Consider the following 14,988-nt stretch of genomic DNA (forward strand, 5'->3'; position numbering starts at 1 on the left):
TCTTGGCGCGGTCGACCGGGCTCGGACCTGTTGCGGCGCCCCTTTTTTCGCCCGCACGTGCGAGCCGTCGACCATGACCCGGTCGAAGTCGATCATCCAGGCGGCATGGGCACGGGCGAGCACGGCTTGATGGATCTGCTCGAACGCTCCGGCGGCTTGCCAGCCCCGCAACCTGCGCCAACAGGTCATCCCGGATCCGTGCGGCTAGTTGGATCCGTCCAGCGGCTGCCTGCGGCCGGAACCTGGTGCGCCGCAGAACATCCGGAAATGCCGAATGCCGCGTACCGTTGGTCGGTTCCGCGGTTCTGGTTCAGCGGGGCTGATCTGGTGTCGGCCGACCTGCATGCAGCGATGCCAACATGCCGATGCCGTCGATGGAATCGCCTGAACGTTGTGCGGTCATTTGGCTGCTCAGTCGGTGATGTGGTCGAAGTCGATGAGCAGGTGTTGGGGGCCGCGGAAGATCTGGCTTCGCCGATAGGGTGGTGGGTCGACGACCAGGCGGGGTGTGGCGACGCGGCGTAGGAAGGTTTCCAGCGCCAGGTTGACTTCCAGTCGTGCGAGCGGGCCGCCCAGGCAGGTGTGGATGCCGCTGCCCCAGCCGAAGTGTTCGTTGTCGGGGCGGTGGACGTCGAAGCGGTCCGGGTTGGCAAAGCGGTTCGGGTCGCGGTTGGCGGCGGCGTAGACCAGGTGCACCGCGGCCCCTTTCGGGATGACGGTGCCGGCGATGTCGATATCGGCGGTGGCGCTGCGGCTGGGGAAGAACTGCACCGCCGCCTGCAGCCGCTGGACCTCTTCGATCGCACGCGGGACCAGCTCCGGTCGGCTGCGGACCAGGTCGTAGGACCCGGGGTTACGCAGCAGCGTCATCACACAGTTGGCGATGGTGTTGACCGTCGAGTCATGACCGGCGACCAGCAGCAGCACCGCATTGGACAACACCTGTTCGGCCGACATCGGACCATCGGGACCGTGGTCGTGAATCAGTTTGGACAGCAAGCCCTGCCCGGGCTCGCGCTGGAGTTGCTCGATCAAGCCGGCCAGATAGCGCATCAGTGCGTCACGGCTTGCGCGGGACTTCTCGGCGCGGGCCTTACCCTGCTCGGTGGTCGCATCGGGGCCCAGATCCATGCCGGTCAGCATGTCGCGGATCCAGGCATGGAACATGGGTTCGTCTGCGAGCGGGACCCCGAGGATCTTGCAGATCACCATCACCGGCACCGGGTAGGCGTAATCGTCGACCACATCCAGCCTGGTCCTGCCGCTGGCCTCGACACCGTCGAGCAGCTGGTTGCACAACCGCACGATGTCGGGCTCCATGCCGGGGATGACATCGGGTGAATGCGGTGAGATGAAGTGGCGCATCACCTGCCGGCGCGCCCGATCGTGCTCGGGGGGATCGGAGACGATGATGCTCGGCCGGCGACCGTAGGCCTGCATGTCCTCGGCGCCGGGCTCCGAGTGGGCGCCCGACGTCAGGGTTGCTCCCAGCGGGCTGCGGCTGATATCGGAGCTGACCCGGGGATCGTGCGCCAATGTCAACAGTTCCTGATAGCCGGTCACCACGTACAGGTCGTCGGCAACTCGCGCCACGGGGGTCTGGCGCAGTTGGTCGAAGAACGGGTACGGGTCGGCGCGGTGTTCGTATTTCATCGCCTCCGCCCAGGCGCTCGCTGCAGTCATGCTGGCTCCCTTGGTCAGTGGAACTCGGCGCCCCTCGAGGTCGGATCGTGACCGGTCAGCACCACATCGGGAATCTCGGTCGGCACTCGTGGATCGGGGAAGCGCGCCGGCATCGGTGCCGGGTCGGGCGCTTGGTCATAGCCGGGCGGCGGTGGCGGGAACGGCGCCGAGCGCTCGATCATCGCCGCGTAGTACGGCAGCCACTTGCCATGGTTGAACGTCACCGCCCCGACGATGCGGCCGCGGTGGCCGTAAGCCGCGGCGAAGCGATAGTCCCCGGGAGACCCCTGGGTGAACACGATCTCATCACCGAACGAGCACACCCCCACACCCTTGATGTTCACCCCGAATTGGCCCGACCAGAATGAGGGCAGCGGCAAGTGCGGTCGCCGCTGGGTCTCCAGGTTGATCATGTTGTTCGCGGCGACCTGCGCCCCGAACACCGCGTTGTCCCAGTGCTCCATCGAAATGAACTGATACCCGTACAGCACGTGTGGCTGACGTGCGACATCCCCGGCCACGAAAATGTTGTCGGTCACCACCCCGTTGATGTCGAACGCCCGGCAGCCCGCATCGCAACCGACTCCCCAGAAACCGGCGGCCAGCCCGGCACCGTGCAGCCACTCGACGTTGCGGATCGATCCCAACGACGCCACCACCACATCGACATCGAGGGTGGTCCCATCCGAGAGCCGGGCCCGGCGCACATGCCCGCCGGCATCGCCGTCGAGGCCTTCCACCGACACGCCGGTGCGCAGGTCGACTCCGGCGCCGCGCTGCATCCGGGCCGCGATGTCGCCGATCACCCCGCCCAGCGGCCCCACCAGCGGCCCGCCGCCGCGCTCGGCGACGGTCACCGGCAACCCCAGCTCGCAGCACACCGAAGCCATCTCGGAGCCGACAAACCCCGAGCCGACGACGAGAACCCGCTTCGGGCTCGAATGCAATGCCGCCTGCAGCCGGGCCGCGTCATCGCAGGTGCGCACCGTGAACACCCCCTGCAGGGCGGCCTCGGCCGGGTTGAACCACGGCCGTGCCCGAACGCCGGTGGCGATGAGCAGCCGGTCGTAGGGCACCGCGTCCCCGGTGGCCAGCAAAACCTGTTTGTTCACCCGGTCCAAACCGGTTGCGGCCACACCCAGCCGCCACTGCGCGTCGATGTCCCGCATGCGGGGAAGCTTGGTGTGATCGGCGCGAACCCAGCCCTTGAGGACCTGCTTGGACAACGGCGGGCGGTCGTAGGGTTCGTGCGTCTCGTCACCGATGAGGGTCAAAGGCCCACAGAAGCCCTTGTCCCGCAAAGCTTCCGCGGCACGAAGCCCGGCCAGCGACGCCCCCACGATCACGATCCGACCCTCGGCCCGAAACATCCTGACCAGGTCAGCGGCCAACGACGCGGTGCTCATTCCACAGGCTCCGGCCCGTCAGGGGTATAGGTCTCCACCACGATCGCCTGGACCGGGCACGCCGCCGCCGCCCGCAACACGCGCTGACGCTGCGCGTCATCAGGGTTGGGGTCATACGCCAGCGCCTCCTCACCCAGCATTTCGAGCACATCCGGCGCCAGCGGAACACACTGCGCATATCCCTGACACCGATTCAGATCAACCACGATGCGCATACCTCAGCTCCTCACCCGAACCATGTCCCGATGTGGCCACCCCGTGAAACCGCTGCGGCCCCGGAAACGGCGCACGCCCGCAAGGGCCGACGTGAACTCCCAGAGACGATCACGCCCGAAGTACCGGTGCCGGGCGGGCACCTCACAAAGGATTCGTAGCCCCCGATACAAAGGATTCGTAGCCCCCGACGTCGACGATCCAGTCATTCGCTGGCGGTACACGCTCATGCCAGCCGAAACGTCCGCTTCTGTCGCATACCGCGCTGACCGAACCGCCAGCCCGGGGCATCGGACGATCGACGGGCAGAGTGTCGTATGGCCGGCGGCAGTGCTCACTCATGCTGACGTGACATGAGTTGTGGTATAGGCCATCCGGAATGTTGTGAGGTATGCCTTAGCTTGGTGAAAGACGCCACCTCATGTCACGTGGACGCCAGGATCGCACTTCTGGATTGGTCTGTGTCATGCTGCGGCTAGTTGGATCCGTCCAGCGGCTGCCTGCGGCTGGAACCTGGTGCGCTGCAGAACATCCGGAAATGCCGATGACCGTGTGCAGAACGCAGACGTGCTGGCGTTGGTTACGGTGGCCAAATCCCTGACAACGCAGCGGATCAGCAATCGGTGGAACACATCGAGGGCGTTGGCTGGCCTGAGCCAGCCTCGACCGAGGTCGGATCCACCGTTAATCCGAAACTCCCTCGTACGGCGTTAGAAGGCCAATATCAGCGCAGTAATGCGAGATCAGGCCGGATGATCTCGCCGCGATGTCTTGTGCCGGCCTTCGGCGTCGGCTCTACCGATCATCTCGACACGGTGGTTGTGGGACGCGGATCAGCAGTGTTCGTATTGACGTACGTAGGGCTGCGACTCCGGTAAGACGTTGTATCCGGGTGTCTGGCAGCCGCCGACCACGACCTCGAAAAAGGGGCCCCTGGAGTAGTAGACGGGGCCGTTGGGCGTGTGGATCGTGTAGTCGACCACCGCGCCGGAGCCTGCCAGGTAGGGAAGATGCAGATCGGCGAGTTGCGTGGTCTGCGCGGCGCTGAATTCCGTACCCACGGGAGGGAATACGGTGACGCCCAGTGTCCGGCCTTCCAAGGGCGGGTCGTAGACCGACACTTGAGCGAAGAACGGGATGGGTTGATCGGTCATGAACCACTGCCACAGGTCGAGTTCGTCATTGGACGGGAAGCGAGGGGTGGGCTCTTGGTGGGGGGTGACGCGATCATGGGGCCATGGATACGACCCGGGGAACCGTGCCGAATGATTGGGGAACCCACGCCCCCGCTCATGAACGGTGGATACGATCCACTGGTTGGACGCCAGTTCGGGGAAGTCCCGGATGATTCGGCGCATCGCCGCGATGGCGCGGTGAGGTTCGCTCTCGGAGCCTGCCCGGATGTCGATGGTGTTGGTTATGCGGCTCGCGTCGCCGCCGCTCGAGTCCCAGTGCACTTCGGTACCAGCGGCCCATAGTCGCGCCCAGTTGTTTGCGGCGTTCGCTTCCGTGCTCACGTCACGGCCGAAAAGCCAGTACGCGTAATAGGAGTCCGCCATCCGGTCGATGGTGACCGCTGTCGGGTCGCCATGGAAACGGCGCGGAAGCTGTTGAGCGCCCATGGCACTCACCACAGACGCGGCGTCGGCCGGTGTGGCGTCGTCGCGAAGCCGCACGTCGAGTTTGGCGTTGAAGTGTCTGCCCTTGTAGTGCTCGAACCGGTGTGACGCGTCTGTCACCCCTGGAAGGGCCCGGATGGCCGTCTCGATTTTGCGCGACCAGCTGTCACGCTCGGCCTGGTCGCGTCCATGTCCGAAATAGCCGCATCCAGTCAGCAGGACAGCCGCCATCAGCAACACGAGGGTAGGCACGGTAGAGCGCATAGCGTTGATCTTGCCAGCAATTGGCGTCACAGCGCTGCCGCCGACGCGCCCCAGTTCTGCAGCCGGATTGCGAGCGTTTCGACGCAGCTGGGGAACTGCGGTGGCGTAATGGACGGGGGCGAGCGATGGAATGGACGGCCCGACCCGACGATCGCCACGCCTCGCCGCCCTCCTCAGCTATTTGCAAACTGCCATCGCTCGGTCCAATTTCCTTGGGGAGATACTGATTTGAGTGTTCATCCGCATCTCCGCGGCCGCACTAGCTCGTCTTCGCGGGAACGGCTTGGACCTTCCTCCGCGCATCGGGTTCCCTCGTCGATGAGTTCGTCCTGATGCTGGATGTCCCGGCCCGGCTGGTATCTGGCTGTGGGTGCGCTCCGTCGATCAGAAGAAATGATCAAGGCCGACGCCCTGTAATGCCGCATACCGCGCTGACCGAACCGGCCATCGCCGGGCATCGGAAGATCAACTGGCCGTGCCGATCCGACGCCAGCGGAACGTCCGCTACTGCCGAATGCAGTGCATTCAGTGGCTAGCTCGGTCATCGGGAGATCGGGGGATCGATTCGGGTAGCGTGCGCGACGTGGAGTTGTTGCGGCGGTTCACCTCTAAGCAGTATCGGTATGCCTTGGAGTCCTGGGCGTGGATCGGGTTGGAGGGCAAAGAACCGGCTTTCGCGTCACTGTTCGGAGACATCTTCTTCGACTCCCAGGACGGTATCTGGGTACTCGACCTTGTCGAAGGGGCACTGGAGTGGCGGTGGGATGATCTCGAGGAATGCCGTTCGGAGTTGGAGACTGCTGAGGGGCAAGAGGATTGGTTGTGGGCTGATCTCGCCCAAGCGGCCTTCGAGCGTGGCCTGAGGCCGAAGCGGTCGGAAATCCTGGACTTTGCCGTTCCTCCGAAGATCGGTGGCGAGCTGAGCGTGGACAACGTTCACGTCATGGATTTTGTGACCGGAGTGGGTATGGCCGGTCAGATCCACCAACAGTTGCGTCATGTGCCGGAAGGCGCGACGGTCCAGTTCAAGATGATTGAGCCGGAGCCTCGAGTTGGCTGGCGCCGGTGGCTACCCGGGCGATAGCCCAACATCCTCTTCTGCCGCATACCGCGCTGACCTATGTTGCTCAGCGCGGTCCTCGCCGGTCGGCCGACGTTGTGCTGGCGGCTACCCGGTCGGCGAGGAATGCTTGGGCATCGGGTGTGCGGTGCAACGCCTCCAGACCGTGCTCATCGAGGGGGTCGCGCACGGTCACGATCGTGGCTCCGGCGGCGCGCCAGAGAGCCACGAGGTGGTCGGCTTGGTCGACCGGCACGATCTCGTCGGTGGCGGTGTGGTAGTTGAAGATCGGCATGGTCGGGGCCGCGGCTCCCAGGGAGTTGTCGCGCAGGAGTTGCGCGAACCGGGGTGCCTGTAGCGGGTCGGCGCCGTGGGCGAGGTCGCCCAACGGCGGAGCGCGAAGTTGAAGAGCAAATCGTCGACGCAGGCGTCGCCGGCTGCGGCGATCGCGGAGTGACCGCGCTCGTCGAACAGGTCACCGAGGTGGGCTTCGGGGTACTCGCGGTCGTAGGCGACCAGGATTCCGAAGTTGTAGCCGGAGAAGATGCTTCCATCGAATCGGGCGGTCAGGGTTGTCAGGTCGGCGGGGACCCCGCCGATCGCGGCGCCGGCGAAGGACAGTTCGGGGGCGTAGGAGGGCTGGATCTGAGCGGCCCACGCGGTCGCGGCCCCGCCGCCGGAGTAGCCGTCGAGCGCCCAGACCGCGTCGGGCCCGATCTCGGCGGGCTCGAACTGGCCGGCCGCCCGGATGCCGTCGAGAATCGTGTGACCGGTCCGCGGCCCGGTCAAGAAGCCCGACTTCGGTCCTTCGTGGTCGGGCACCGCCACGATCCAGCCCTTTGAGAGCATCTGCATCACCGGTTCGGCCGACTGCACGGTGCCCTTCACGAGGGTGTACGACGGTGCGCAGCGGGTGCCGGTCGCGTCCTCGGGGAGCTGTTCGGAGACCACCGGCCGAGGCCCGGGACCGGTCCACGGTGCGGTCGGGACCAGCACGGTCGTCACGCCCAGTTCGGCTCGGTCACGAGAGTCGTTGGTGCGGAACGACAATTGCCAGGCGCGGACCGGTGTGGCCAGGTCGACGGTGACTTCGCGGTGGTCGACGAGTTGCCCGTTGCGGTAGGACTCGAGGTTCGGAGGCGCTGTGTAGAACGGATCGGCGTCGGGCACCACCGAACCGGCGGCCGGGGGGAGGTCCTCGGCCAGGGCCGGTGCGCTCGCCGAGAGCGACCCGTCGTGTTGATCGTTGCCCGGCTCGGCGGTCGCCGAAGTGATCGACAACAAGGTCATTCCGAATGCGACCGCGGCAATTCCCGCTGTCCGACGCATGTTCCGCTCCTATTCGGTGGTCGTCCGCCGCTCAACGGCGAACGGCTGTCGGGATAGTAACTGACTGAACAGTTAGTCGGCCAGTCGATCGGTGCTTTGCCATGAGAATTCGACCTCATGACGACCACAGATTCCACGCAGCGATCAGGCGAACTAGCGCCGATTATGTGATGCGTTGTCGGCAACGGTAGCTACTCGATCGGTGTGATCCGGGCTCACCGTTCGGCCACGACGACCAGGTAGGAATCGAGGTCGCGCAGCCAGACTTCGCGACGTCCAGAGTTGGGATTGGTATGTACACCGGTCACGATCTGGGCGCTGGCCTCCTGAATGCGGCGTACCGTGCCTTCGAAGTCGTCGACTTCGAACCACAGTGCAACTCCGTTGCCGACCGGTAGATCCGGATCGCCGATTGTGCCGTGATGGTGCCCGCATTCGAACTGATGCAACTGCATGATCATCTGCCCGTCGACGATTAGCTGCTCGTACTCAGGGCCGCCATGCCCGCTGATTGCGCCCAACACCTGCTGGTACCACCGACTGGCTTTTCGCACGTCGCAGACGGAGATCATCGGTTGCGGGCGCGTCGAGGACGCGGATCGGTTACCCATGACTTCGCACGGTAGTCAGCCGAGGGCCGGAACCGCTTGTAAGAATGGGAACCAGACGACGGCCAGCCGTCGCGCGAGGAATCGTTACACACACAAACGACGTGCCGCGGTAGGCAGCGAGTTGGCCCAGCACTCGCCATCGATGTCCGGTCGGCTCACACGCCACCGTCACTGCCTCGAACCCGGCCGCGGCGGCCCGGTCGCCCGCCCAATCCAGCGCCGCGCCCAGGTCCCACGCTCTGCATCGGAATATTCTGCGGGCCAGCACTTTCGAATCATGATCGGTGATCACGACCATCTGTTTGCGGTCAGATGCGGCGGGCGGGACGGCGAGTCGACGACGATGTGCTGGCCCACATCTCACCCGCGCACAGCGAGAACACCAGCTTCCTCGGCGCCATCGAGGTCGACATCGACGCCGGACTCGCCGCCCTCGGACCGACCGGCTACCGACCGCTGAGGGTGCGCGACACCCTGTTCTGATCCCGGCGGACGAGGTGACGTGGGGAGAGTATGCGGGTGCACGGGTTCGGGGAGTGCATGGGCATGAGCGAGACCTTGTGCCAGCGTGGCGATCTCGGTGCGCAGGTCGGTGGCGATGGTCTCGGTGCAGGCGAGTGTGATCTGGTGCTGGCGCTGGATGTGTTCGAGCTGGCGCAAGGTGGCCAGGTCGCGGGCGATGTCGTGGAGCACCGGGCCGATCCGCTCGAGCACTGCGGTATCGGTGGCGTGCGGGCCGATCCGCCGGGGTGTGCCGGTCATGGTGTGTCGCGGAGCCGGTCGCGTTCGGCGGTGAGCGCGGCGTTGGAGTGGCGTAGTGCCGTGTTGGTGTCTTCGAGGTCGAGGATGCGCGCGATGGCGGCGAGGTTGATCCCTTGGCCGGCCAACGCGGCGATGCGCGCCAACCGGGCGAGATCGTCGTCGCTGTAGCGGCGGGTGCCTCCCGCGCTGCGGGCCGGGGTGACCAGCCCGTGCTGCTCGTACAGGCGCAGCGAATGCGCCCCCATCCCGGCGAGTTCGGCGGCCACCGAAATCCCGTACACCGCTCGTCCCGGGCCGGGCCGGTGATCGCCACCCGGGCCGGACAGGGGGTCGTTTCTATCCAGCATCTTGCTCCTCTTTCTCGATACCACCAGATTACCTCAGCAAGCCACTTGCACTCTCCTCGCTAGAGTGTTAAAACAAATCTCAGCCAGATGACAGAGGTTATCTGAGCACCACCGAGTGAGAATGGAGTGAGTAGAGGTGGCGACCATGCTGATGCGCACCGATCCGTTCCGAGATCTGGATCGCCTGACCCAGCAGATGTTCGGCACATCGGCCCGCCCAGCAGTCATGCCGATGGACGCCTGGCGCGAGGGCGACGACTTCTACGTCGAACTCGACCTGCCCGGCATCGACCCCGAATCCCTCGATCTGGATATCGAACGCAACGTGGTGACCGTCAAAGCGTCACGCCCGCAACTGGACCCCGACCGGTCCATGCTCGCCGCCGAACGCACCCGCGGCGTGTTCTCCCGCCAGCTGTTCCTCGGGGAGAACCTCGACACCGACGCCATCCGCGCCGACTACCGCGACGGGGTGCTGCGCCTGGTGATCCCGGTCGCGGAGAAGGCCAAACCCCGCAAGATCGAGATCACCCACCACACCGGCGACCATCAGGCCATCAGCGCCTGAGCGCGGCGGCATCACGGGAGGTCCTGTGATGATCCTCGTGACGAATGTCGGGACCGGTCCCGCACCGAGCGAGACCGCCGAGGAGTTGTCGTGGCTGGATTCGCGGCTGCTGGGCTTGGATCCTGATCTCGAGGGATTGTTCGCCGAGATCGACGACATCCTGTGCCGCGCCCGCGACCGCTGGGACTGCGCGCCGCGACGCGAGCCCCGCCCACCCCGGCTGCGGCTGGGGCGCCGGTCGTCACCTGCGCGGTACCACGGTCACCGGCCCGGCTCGGCGCAGGGTCGAGGACGCGACCCGCCCACAGCACACCCGAGCCCGGCTCGACGCGGTATTCGACGACCAGTGAGAGCGAGGTGATGCCTGTCAGACGTATCGACAAACAACGCAGACCAAACGGAACGTTCTCCTACACACCTGTTCTCGCGACCAAGGGCCGACGGCCGTTTCCCGGCCTGCACATCGGCACCAGCGCCTCACCGGACACTCTCGGTTCGGCGCGTGCACAGCCACCTCGTGTGGCACCCGGCAGGCAGGGCACGGGTCCGTCGGCCCGCGCGAGAACACCTCACAGGGAAGTCCTGTTCAGATTCCTTCCGTCGACGGGTGAGCCCGGTCAGCTGTGGTACTTCCGGGCTCACCCGGCCCTTTCGCTGCATCGACCACGATCGACACGAGGAGGCAAGAGCAATGAGCAGCACCGCGGCCTTCGTCCCGGCAGGCAGCGACTTCGACCGCGCCGAACAGAACCTCTTCCTCGGCGACAGCGACCGCGAGGCCGGACCGGATCCGACCACGCTGGCACCGCCGCCGGAAACCGTGCGCGCCGCACTCGAGCACACCGCACACACCGACCGTATCGACCAAGCCTGGATCACCCCACTGGACTGCGATGACGACGACTACGACCACCCCAATGCCGACTGACAGCCCCAACATCGCTACCTGCCGGTGCGAACCCCACACCCACGACGCGCAACAGCTGCCTCGCTGGCAGCACGGCCATGTCGCCTGGTTCAACACCGAGAAGGGTTTCGGGTTCCTGACACCCGATGCCGGTCCCGCGGTGTTCGTCGACTACCAGGTGATCGACGTCCCCGGACTCAAAACCCTCACCGCCGGGCAACCGGTGGTGTTCACCGCCACCGACACCGCTCGCGGCCCCGAAGCCACCCGCCTCGTGCCCTACACCCGCACCACCAGCGTCGGGCCCATACCCGCGCCGGGCACCGGCCGGCCGCACCCACGAACCCGACCCGATCGTCCGTATCGGTCCCGCTGCCGTGCGCGCGCCGCGTGAGCCGGACACCAGCGGGCGGTGGCCAACCCCGCTACCGCTCGTATGGACCACCCCACCGTAGCGGCGCGAGACCCGACCGCATCATCAGTTCCTCCCCAGCACAGCCCGACTCCGGTAATCGCCATGACTTCCACACATCCGACCCAGGCCACCGGCCACCCGCACCCTCGCGCCGCCGGGCACCGGATAACCGCCGCCGCAACCGATCCCGACGACTCCTGCATGGTGCACTGGCCCGAACCCAGCCCCCTGCGCCCTTGGTGGGACACCATCATGCAACCCGCCATGCCCGCCGATCCGGCCGCACCTCGATCCCCTGACCCCCGTCACCCCCACGCCCGCAACCCCTACCCACGCCGCACCAGACCCGCCGCAAGCACAACCACCGGTCACTGACAGATAGGCGGCCGGGAGCAGGTCGTCGGTGGTGGCGCGCCAGCGCCGGCGGATCCGGTCGGGGATGGCGGTGAAATCGGCAGTGCGACGGTAGATGTCGGCGTCGAGGAGTTGGCGGCGGATCCGGATGTCGGCCTGGATGAGATCGGCGCCACCATCCAGACCGGTCAGCGCCGGCGACAGTTGCGGGTAGCGGTCGTGCAGCTCATCACCGATGGCGATCATCGACTGCCACCGGTGGATCTGGGCGCACAGCACGTGCAGGTCTGCCAGGCGGCACATTCCTTCACCACCACCAGAGCCCGGCGCCCTCGGCCGGTGGCGGCGCGCATCCGTACTGCTCATGGCACACGACCATTTCCACCGTGACGGTCCGATTGCTGCTCGGGCCGGGTGGATCAGAAGAGTCTGCGGGCCGATCCACCCGGCTGCCGAGCACGATGCACCGCTCGGAGTCAGCGAAGCGGGGCACGGTTCCGGAGTCGTCCACTTGTGACCCCGGCCGGATGATCCGACGTGAGAGTGCGGCGCGATAACCGCACCCTGATTCCTGCCGCGCTCCACGATCAGCTCACCCGTACTGCACGGTACCGAGATACCGTGTTGGAGCGGCCCGAATGCCAAGCTGGTGGCACGAAGCGAGAGTGCTCAGGCACGGAAGGTCGCAGATATCTCCGAATTAGCTAAGTGATCGTGATTGTCGTGCAGAATGCCGGTAGAACCGGGCCCGACCGGTCGGTGAACCTTAATGGGGTGAAATGACCGCTCTGATGGGATCGACCGTGCACGAGCTGCTCGCGCAGATCCTCGCGCGCTACGGCAGCATCGACGTCTTCATCGCCCGTCTGCACTCCCTGCTGGACACGCCCACAGCCGTGCGCCCTGACGCAATGGCATCCTCGGCCGGTGGCCGGCACCGGCTCGCAGAGCCCACGGGCACAGTGCCCATGACTACCGGAATGCCTACCTGGCTGAAACCTGTCAGGAAACCCTGCTGACGAGGCATGCCGAAGAACACCGCCGACATGCACCGAATCTCAAAGTCTCTTGTCACTCGGGCGAAAACTACCGGGACCCCTGGACGCCGCCGCGTCAGCGGATTGCTCGCATCGATCGTTTTCCGAACGGCGAGAGAGGACCCGTCTGCGGCGCAATGACTACCGGGACCCCTGTCGGGCGAGGACGGCGATGCTCGCGCCGGCGCGGTGTTCCTGGCGGAGACGAGCACCTCTGGATGGGCTTCGAATGGCGACGAACGAGCAGAGTTCGATGTCGCGGGATCCCACGAAAATGGGGGCGTTGGAAATGATGGCGTTTCGATCCGGTCGATCGCGGCTACCGTCTGCCGGGTCTCGATTCCGTGCTTGGCGCTGGACCGGACAGGGCCGCGTGTGCGACATGCAGGCGCGGCCATGGACATCTGTGTGCGGAGAGGATCTGTGAGGTAGTGCGAATCACTGCGAATGTTGCTGTGCTGACTGCGATTTCAGCGGGGATGCTGGTGGGCGTGGGCGCTCCGGCGACGGCCGTGGTCGTCGATCGGCCCGGCGAGGCCGCGCTGGTGGCGCAGACGAGCGGGTCCAGCTCGGGCTCTGCTGGACCCGCGCTGAATGTGCTGTTGTGTGCGCTGCAAGGTGGTGTCACCGCCTCGACCGAGACGACCCCGCCTCGGTGTCACCTGCCCACCGCCTAGGCCACAGGGCAAGGACGGTGCTGCCTGTTCCCCTGCTCGGTCATCGTCGTCTGATGCGATTGTCCGAGTGCCGTGGGCTGGTCGCTGTCGGGTGTGCTGTCCTCGACCTCGTGACCGCTGAGCAGGCGGCAGGCCGGTTGACCGTGTAACCGGCACCTGACTTCGAGGTCGGCGCGGTCGGAGAAGGTCGCGCCCTCGAAGATCTTTTCGAGTCGTAGTGGCTCGCCGTGGTCGAGGCGTTGCGGGGGCTGGATTCACGACGAGATGGCGACGGGTACGCGGTGGGTGCGTGGGTCGTCGATGGCGTCGAGTAGGTAGTTGGCAAGGTCGGCTCTCGAGGTTCGCGGGCCGACTTTCGCTTTCGCGCCGAGGGAGATTCGCCCGAGCCCCGTCGCGGGATCATCGGTCAGGCGGGTCGGTCGAACGGCGGTCCAGCGCAACCGACTGTGTGCGAGTTGCTGTTCCATTCGTTCCATGTCGGTATACACCTCGCGCATGATCCGGTGTAGCAGTCGGGTGAGGAGCCTGGTGACGAAGCCTGCGTCGGGGGGAATGCTCACTGCCGCTGAGGAGATGACGAGCACACATCGCGATGCCGATCCCGCCGAACAGCAGCAGCATGCCGTTGCCGACTGCCACCCCCCGGATTCGTAGCAGCCGCAGGGGAGGTGGTGCGTATCCTTGGCCGAGCAATGCCTTCGGAAAGCGCTGCGAGCAAGGGGGTTTCGCGGATGTTTGGTCGCAATGCGCGTGTTGCCCGTCTGCGCGCGGTAGTCGCCGCGGCGCGGGTCAGGCAGAAACGAGAGGAACGATCCGCGGCACGAGGCGGCAAGCTCGACGGCGACGCACTCTTCTCCTGGCTTTTCCTTCTGGTGTCTTTGGGAAGCCTAGGTGGCTGGCCGCTCACGTACGGTCTTGTGCACGATTTCGGAAACTACGTGATCAGCATCCTGCTGTTGGCGATCGCCGCGTTCTGCGGGCTACGGGTAGTCCTGATCCTTCATGACTACTTCAGCAAATAGTCGCGCCGGTCGGCTCCGGCGGTCCATGCTCACCAAATCCGCTCGGTGACGCACACCCGAGGAGCATGGCACACCCGCCAGCTCCTCGGGTTTCTTGTCCGACTTCTGGGGGCGGAAATCTCGGTTCCCGAGCACAACTGACCTTCCGCCGCGGACGGTCGGCCAACATTGTCCCAACCCGGTTCGAGGTAGGCCACCACTTCCGCAGCGGCGTGGTGAAAGGCCTGATCGGGGCCGACGTGCCTACGATTTGTCGTGGTCACCTCCCCTCCGGTGGCCATCTGTGGAGTGGGATACCCGCCCGCCCGGTTCTTCTCCCGGAGGCCGGGCGGGGCCACAGACCGGGTCTGCCGGATCGATGACCGTCCATGCTTGTCGGCACCGTTCGGGATGCGTTTCGGCGAGCGGTGTTTCACAATCTTGCTTACCGGCGTTTTCTCCGGCGTCTGTCAGCCCGGCTCGTGTGGTGCAGGCCAGGGCTCGGCTGCCGCGCGGAACTGCTACACCCCTTGTCACCGGCGGCGACACGCAAACCCGACCGGTGACCGGCACCGGCGAGCGGGCGCGCCGCGGCGCACCAGGGCAGGCACGCATCCGAGGGGCTGGTGTGGCCTGGACCGCTGATCGTGTGGGACGAGCCACATGCTCGGTGGCTCGAGATGGTTTGGGGCACAGGCTATTCGGGGTAACGCGGGTGCGATTTCGGCCGCAGTG

Annotated in this window: 16 protein-coding genes and 2 pseudogenes; 7 read left to right on the top strand and 11 right to left on the bottom strand. The window is 65.9% G+C overall.

Annotation, left to right across the window (positions count from 1 at the left end; translation table 11 throughout):
- The 5 genes and pseudogenes from ACFXKA_RS38120 to ACFXKA_RS38140 form a co-directional block, all read right to left on the bottom strand.
- Nucleotides 1–189: pseudogene (locus ACFXKA_RS38120) on the bottom strand (IS5/IS1182 family transposase); the annotation flags it as partial.
- Between the two features lie 222 nt (nucleotides 190–411).
- The gene (locus ACFXKA_RS38125; RefSeq protein ID WP_379431130.1) at nucleotides 412–1,683 is read right to left on the bottom strand and encodes a cytochrome P450; all 1,272 of its coding nucleotides are present in this window, start codon (nucleotides 1,681–1,683) and stop codon (nucleotides 412–414) included.
- Between the two features lie 14 nt (nucleotides 1,684–1,697).
- A complete protein-coding gene (locus ACFXKA_RS38130) occupies nucleotides 1,698–3,089 on the bottom strand; it encodes an NAD(P)/FAD-dependent oxidoreductase (protein WP_379431131.1) in 1,392 nt (463 codons plus the stop codon).
- Nucleotides 3,086–3,304: a ferredoxin gene (locus ACFXKA_RS38135; RefSeq protein WP_379431132.1), complete on the bottom strand. Its 219-nt coding sequence runs from the start codon at nucleotides 3,302–3,304 to the stop codon at nucleotides 3,086–3,088. Before ACFXKA_RS38135 ends, ACFXKA_RS38130 begins: the two co-directional genes overlap by 4 nt.
- 831 nt (nucleotides 3,305–4,135) lie before the next feature.
- On the bottom strand, nucleotides 4,136–5,185 hold the full coding sequence (locus ACFXKA_RS38140) for a hypothetical protein (protein WP_379431133.1): 1,050 nt from the start codon (nucleotides 5,183–5,185) through the stop codon (nucleotides 4,136–4,138).
- 583 nt (nucleotides 5,186–5,768) lie between these two features.
- Between ACFXKA_RS38140 and ACFXKA_RS38145 the strand changes: the two genes are divergently transcribed.
- Nucleotides 5,769–6,269 carry a hypothetical protein gene (locus ACFXKA_RS38145; protein ID WP_379431134.1) on the top strand — a complete coding sequence of 167 codons (501 nt, stop codon included), beginning with the start codon at nucleotides 5,769–5,771 and terminating at the stop codon, nucleotides 6,267–6,269.
- Nucleotides 6,270–6,312: 43 nt separating this feature from the next.
- Here ACFXKA_RS38145 and ACFXKA_RS38150 read toward each other — a convergent pair.
- The 4 genes and pseudogenes from ACFXKA_RS38150 to ACFXKA_RS38165 all read right to left on the bottom strand — a co-directional run bounded on the left by ACFXKA_RS38150 (nucleotide 6,313) and on the right by ACFXKA_RS38165 (nucleotide 9,294).
- Nucleotides 6,313–7,574, bottom strand: a pseudogene (locus tag ACFXKA_RS38150) (lipase family protein).
- Between the two features lie 215 nt (nucleotides 7,575–7,789).
- Nucleotides 7,790–8,185, bottom strand: coding sequence for a VOC family protein (locus ACFXKA_RS38155; protein WP_379431135.1), 396 nt, complete (start codon nucleotides 8,183–8,185; stop codon nucleotides 7,790–7,792).
- Between the two features lie 360 nt (nucleotides 8,186–8,545).
- A complete protein-coding gene (locus ACFXKA_RS38160; RefSeq protein ID WP_379431136.1) occupies nucleotides 8,546–8,947 on the bottom strand; it encodes a hypothetical protein in 402 nt (133 codons plus the stop codon).
- Nucleotides 8,944–9,294, bottom strand: coding sequence for a MerR family transcriptional regulator (locus ACFXKA_RS38165; protein ID WP_379431137.1), 351 nt, complete (start codon nucleotides 9,292–9,294; stop codon nucleotides 8,944–8,946). Before ACFXKA_RS38165 ends, ACFXKA_RS38160 begins: the two co-directional genes overlap by 4 nt.
- Nucleotides 9,295–9,439: 145 nt before the next feature.
- Between ACFXKA_RS38165 and ACFXKA_RS38170 the strand changes: the two genes are divergently transcribed.
- The 3 genes from ACFXKA_RS38170 (at nucleotide 9,440) to ACFXKA_RS38180 (ending at nucleotide 11,163) form a co-directional block, all read left to right on the top strand.
- Nucleotides 9,440–9,862, top strand: coding sequence for an Hsp20/alpha crystallin family protein (locus ACFXKA_RS38170; protein ID WP_379431138.1), 423 nt, complete (start codon nucleotides 9,440–9,442; stop codon nucleotides 9,860–9,862).
- A gap of 691 nt (nucleotides 9,863–10,553) precedes the next feature.
- Nucleotides 10,554–10,790, top strand: coding sequence for a hypothetical protein (locus ACFXKA_RS38175; protein ID WP_379431139.1), 237 nt, complete (start codon nucleotides 10,554–10,556; stop codon nucleotides 10,788–10,790).
- The gene (locus ACFXKA_RS38180; RefSeq protein ID WP_379431140.1) at nucleotides 10,780–11,163 is read left to right on the top strand and encodes a cold-shock protein; all 384 of its coding nucleotides are present in this window, start codon (nucleotides 10,780–10,782) and stop codon (nucleotides 11,161–11,163) included. The genes ACFXKA_RS38175 and ACFXKA_RS38180 overlap by 11 nt, the downstream gene beginning before the upstream one ends.
- Nucleotides 11,164–11,247: 84 nt before the next feature.
- On the opposite strand, the gene ACFXKA_RS38185 is transcribed toward ACFXKA_RS38180, so the two are convergent.
- Entirely contained in the window at nucleotides 11,248–11,841 is a 594-nt protein-coding gene (locus ACFXKA_RS38185; RefSeq protein WP_379431141.1) for a hypothetical protein, read from the bottom strand.
- A 476-nt stretch (nucleotides 11,842–12,317) separates the two neighbouring features.
- Here ACFXKA_RS38185 and ACFXKA_RS38190 point away from each other — a divergent pair, with 476 nt between their 5' ends.
- Complete coding sequence (locus ACFXKA_RS38190) at nucleotides 12,318–12,557, top strand: hypothetical protein (protein ID WP_379431142.1); 240 nt, start codon at nucleotides 12,318–12,320, stop codon at nucleotides 12,555–12,557.
- A gap of 473 nt (nucleotides 12,558–13,030) precedes the next feature.
- Nucleotides 13,031–13,252, top strand: a complete 222-nt coding sequence (locus ACFXKA_RS38195; RefSeq protein WP_379431143.1) for a hypothetical protein — start codon at nucleotides 13,031–13,033, stop codon at nucleotides 13,250–13,252.
- A 254-nt stretch (nucleotides 13,253–13,506) separates the two neighbouring features.
- Here ACFXKA_RS38195 and ACFXKA_RS38200 read toward each other — a convergent pair whose 3' ends face one another.
- Nucleotides 13,507–13,812, bottom strand: a complete 306-nt coding sequence (locus ACFXKA_RS38200; RefSeq protein ID WP_379431144.1) for an NAD(P)H-binding protein — start codon at nucleotides 13,810–13,812, stop codon at nucleotides 13,507–13,509.
- Between the two features lie 132 nt (nucleotides 13,813–13,944).
- Between ACFXKA_RS38200 and ACFXKA_RS38205 the strand changes: the two genes are divergently transcribed.
- The gene (locus tag ACFXKA_RS38205; RefSeq protein WP_379431145.1) at nucleotides 13,945–14,274 is read left to right on the top strand and encodes a hypothetical protein; all 330 of its coding nucleotides are present in this window, start codon (nucleotides 13,945–13,947) and stop codon (nucleotides 14,272–14,274) included.
- Nucleotides 14,275–14,988 lie beyond the last annotated feature (714 nt).

The organism is Nocardia sp. NPDC059228, assembly GCF_042754245.1.
Taxonomy (GTDB): Bacteria; Actinomycetota; Actinomycetes; order Mycobacteriales; family Mycobacteriaceae; genus Nocardia.

Bases quoted from the DNA above. Each gene is read 5' to 3' on its own strand.
- ACFXKA_RS38125 (WP_379431130.1), bottom strand. From the start codon at position 1,683: ATGACTGCAGCGAGCGCCTGGGCGGAGGCGATGAAATACGAACACCGC.
- ACFXKA_RS38130 (WP_379431131.1), bottom strand. From the start codon at position 3,089: ATGAGCACCGCGTCGTTGGCCGCTGACCTGGTCAGGATGTTTCGGGCC.
- ACFXKA_RS38135 (WP_379431132.1), bottom strand. From the start codon at position 3,304: ATGCGCATCGTGGTTGATCTGAATCGGTGTCAGGGATATGCGCAGTGT.
- ACFXKA_RS38140 (WP_379431133.1), bottom strand. From the start codon at position 5,185: ATGCGCTCTACCGTGCCTACCCTCGTGTTGCTGATGGCGGCTGTCCTG.
- ACFXKA_RS38155 (WP_379431135.1), bottom strand. From the start codon at position 8,185: ATGGGTAACCGATCCGCGTCCTCGACGCGCCCGCAACCGATGATCTCC.
- ACFXKA_RS38160 (WP_379431136.1), bottom strand. From the start codon at position 8,947: ATGACCGGCACACCCCGGCGGATCGGCCCGCACGCCACCGATACCGCA.
- ACFXKA_RS38165 (WP_379431137.1), bottom strand. From the start codon at position 9,294: ATGCTGGATAGAAACGACCCCCTGTCCGGCCCGGGTGGCGATCACCGG.
- ACFXKA_RS38170 (WP_379431138.1), top strand. From the start codon at position 9,440: ATGCTGATGCGCACCGATCCGTTCCGAGATCTGGATCGCCTGACCCAG.
- ACFXKA_RS38175 (WP_379431139.1), top strand. From the start codon at position 10,554: ATGAGCAGCACCGCGGCCTTCGTCCCGGCAGGCAGCGACTTCGACCGC.
- ACFXKA_RS38180 (WP_379431140.1), top strand. From the start codon at position 10,780: ATGCCGACTGACAGCCCCAACATCGCTACCTGCCGGTGCGAACCCCAC.
- ACFXKA_RS38185 (WP_379431141.1), bottom strand. From the start codon at position 11,841: ATGTGCCGCCTGGCAGACCTGCACGTGCTGTGCGCCCAGATCCACCGG.
- ACFXKA_RS38190 (WP_379431142.1), top strand. From the start codon at position 12,318: ATGACCGCTCTGATGGGATCGACCGTGCACGAGCTGCTCGCGCAGATC.
- ACFXKA_RS38205 (WP_379431145.1), top strand. From the start codon at position 13,945: ATGCCTTCGGAAAGCGCTGCGAGCAAGGGGGTTTCGCGGATGTTTGGT.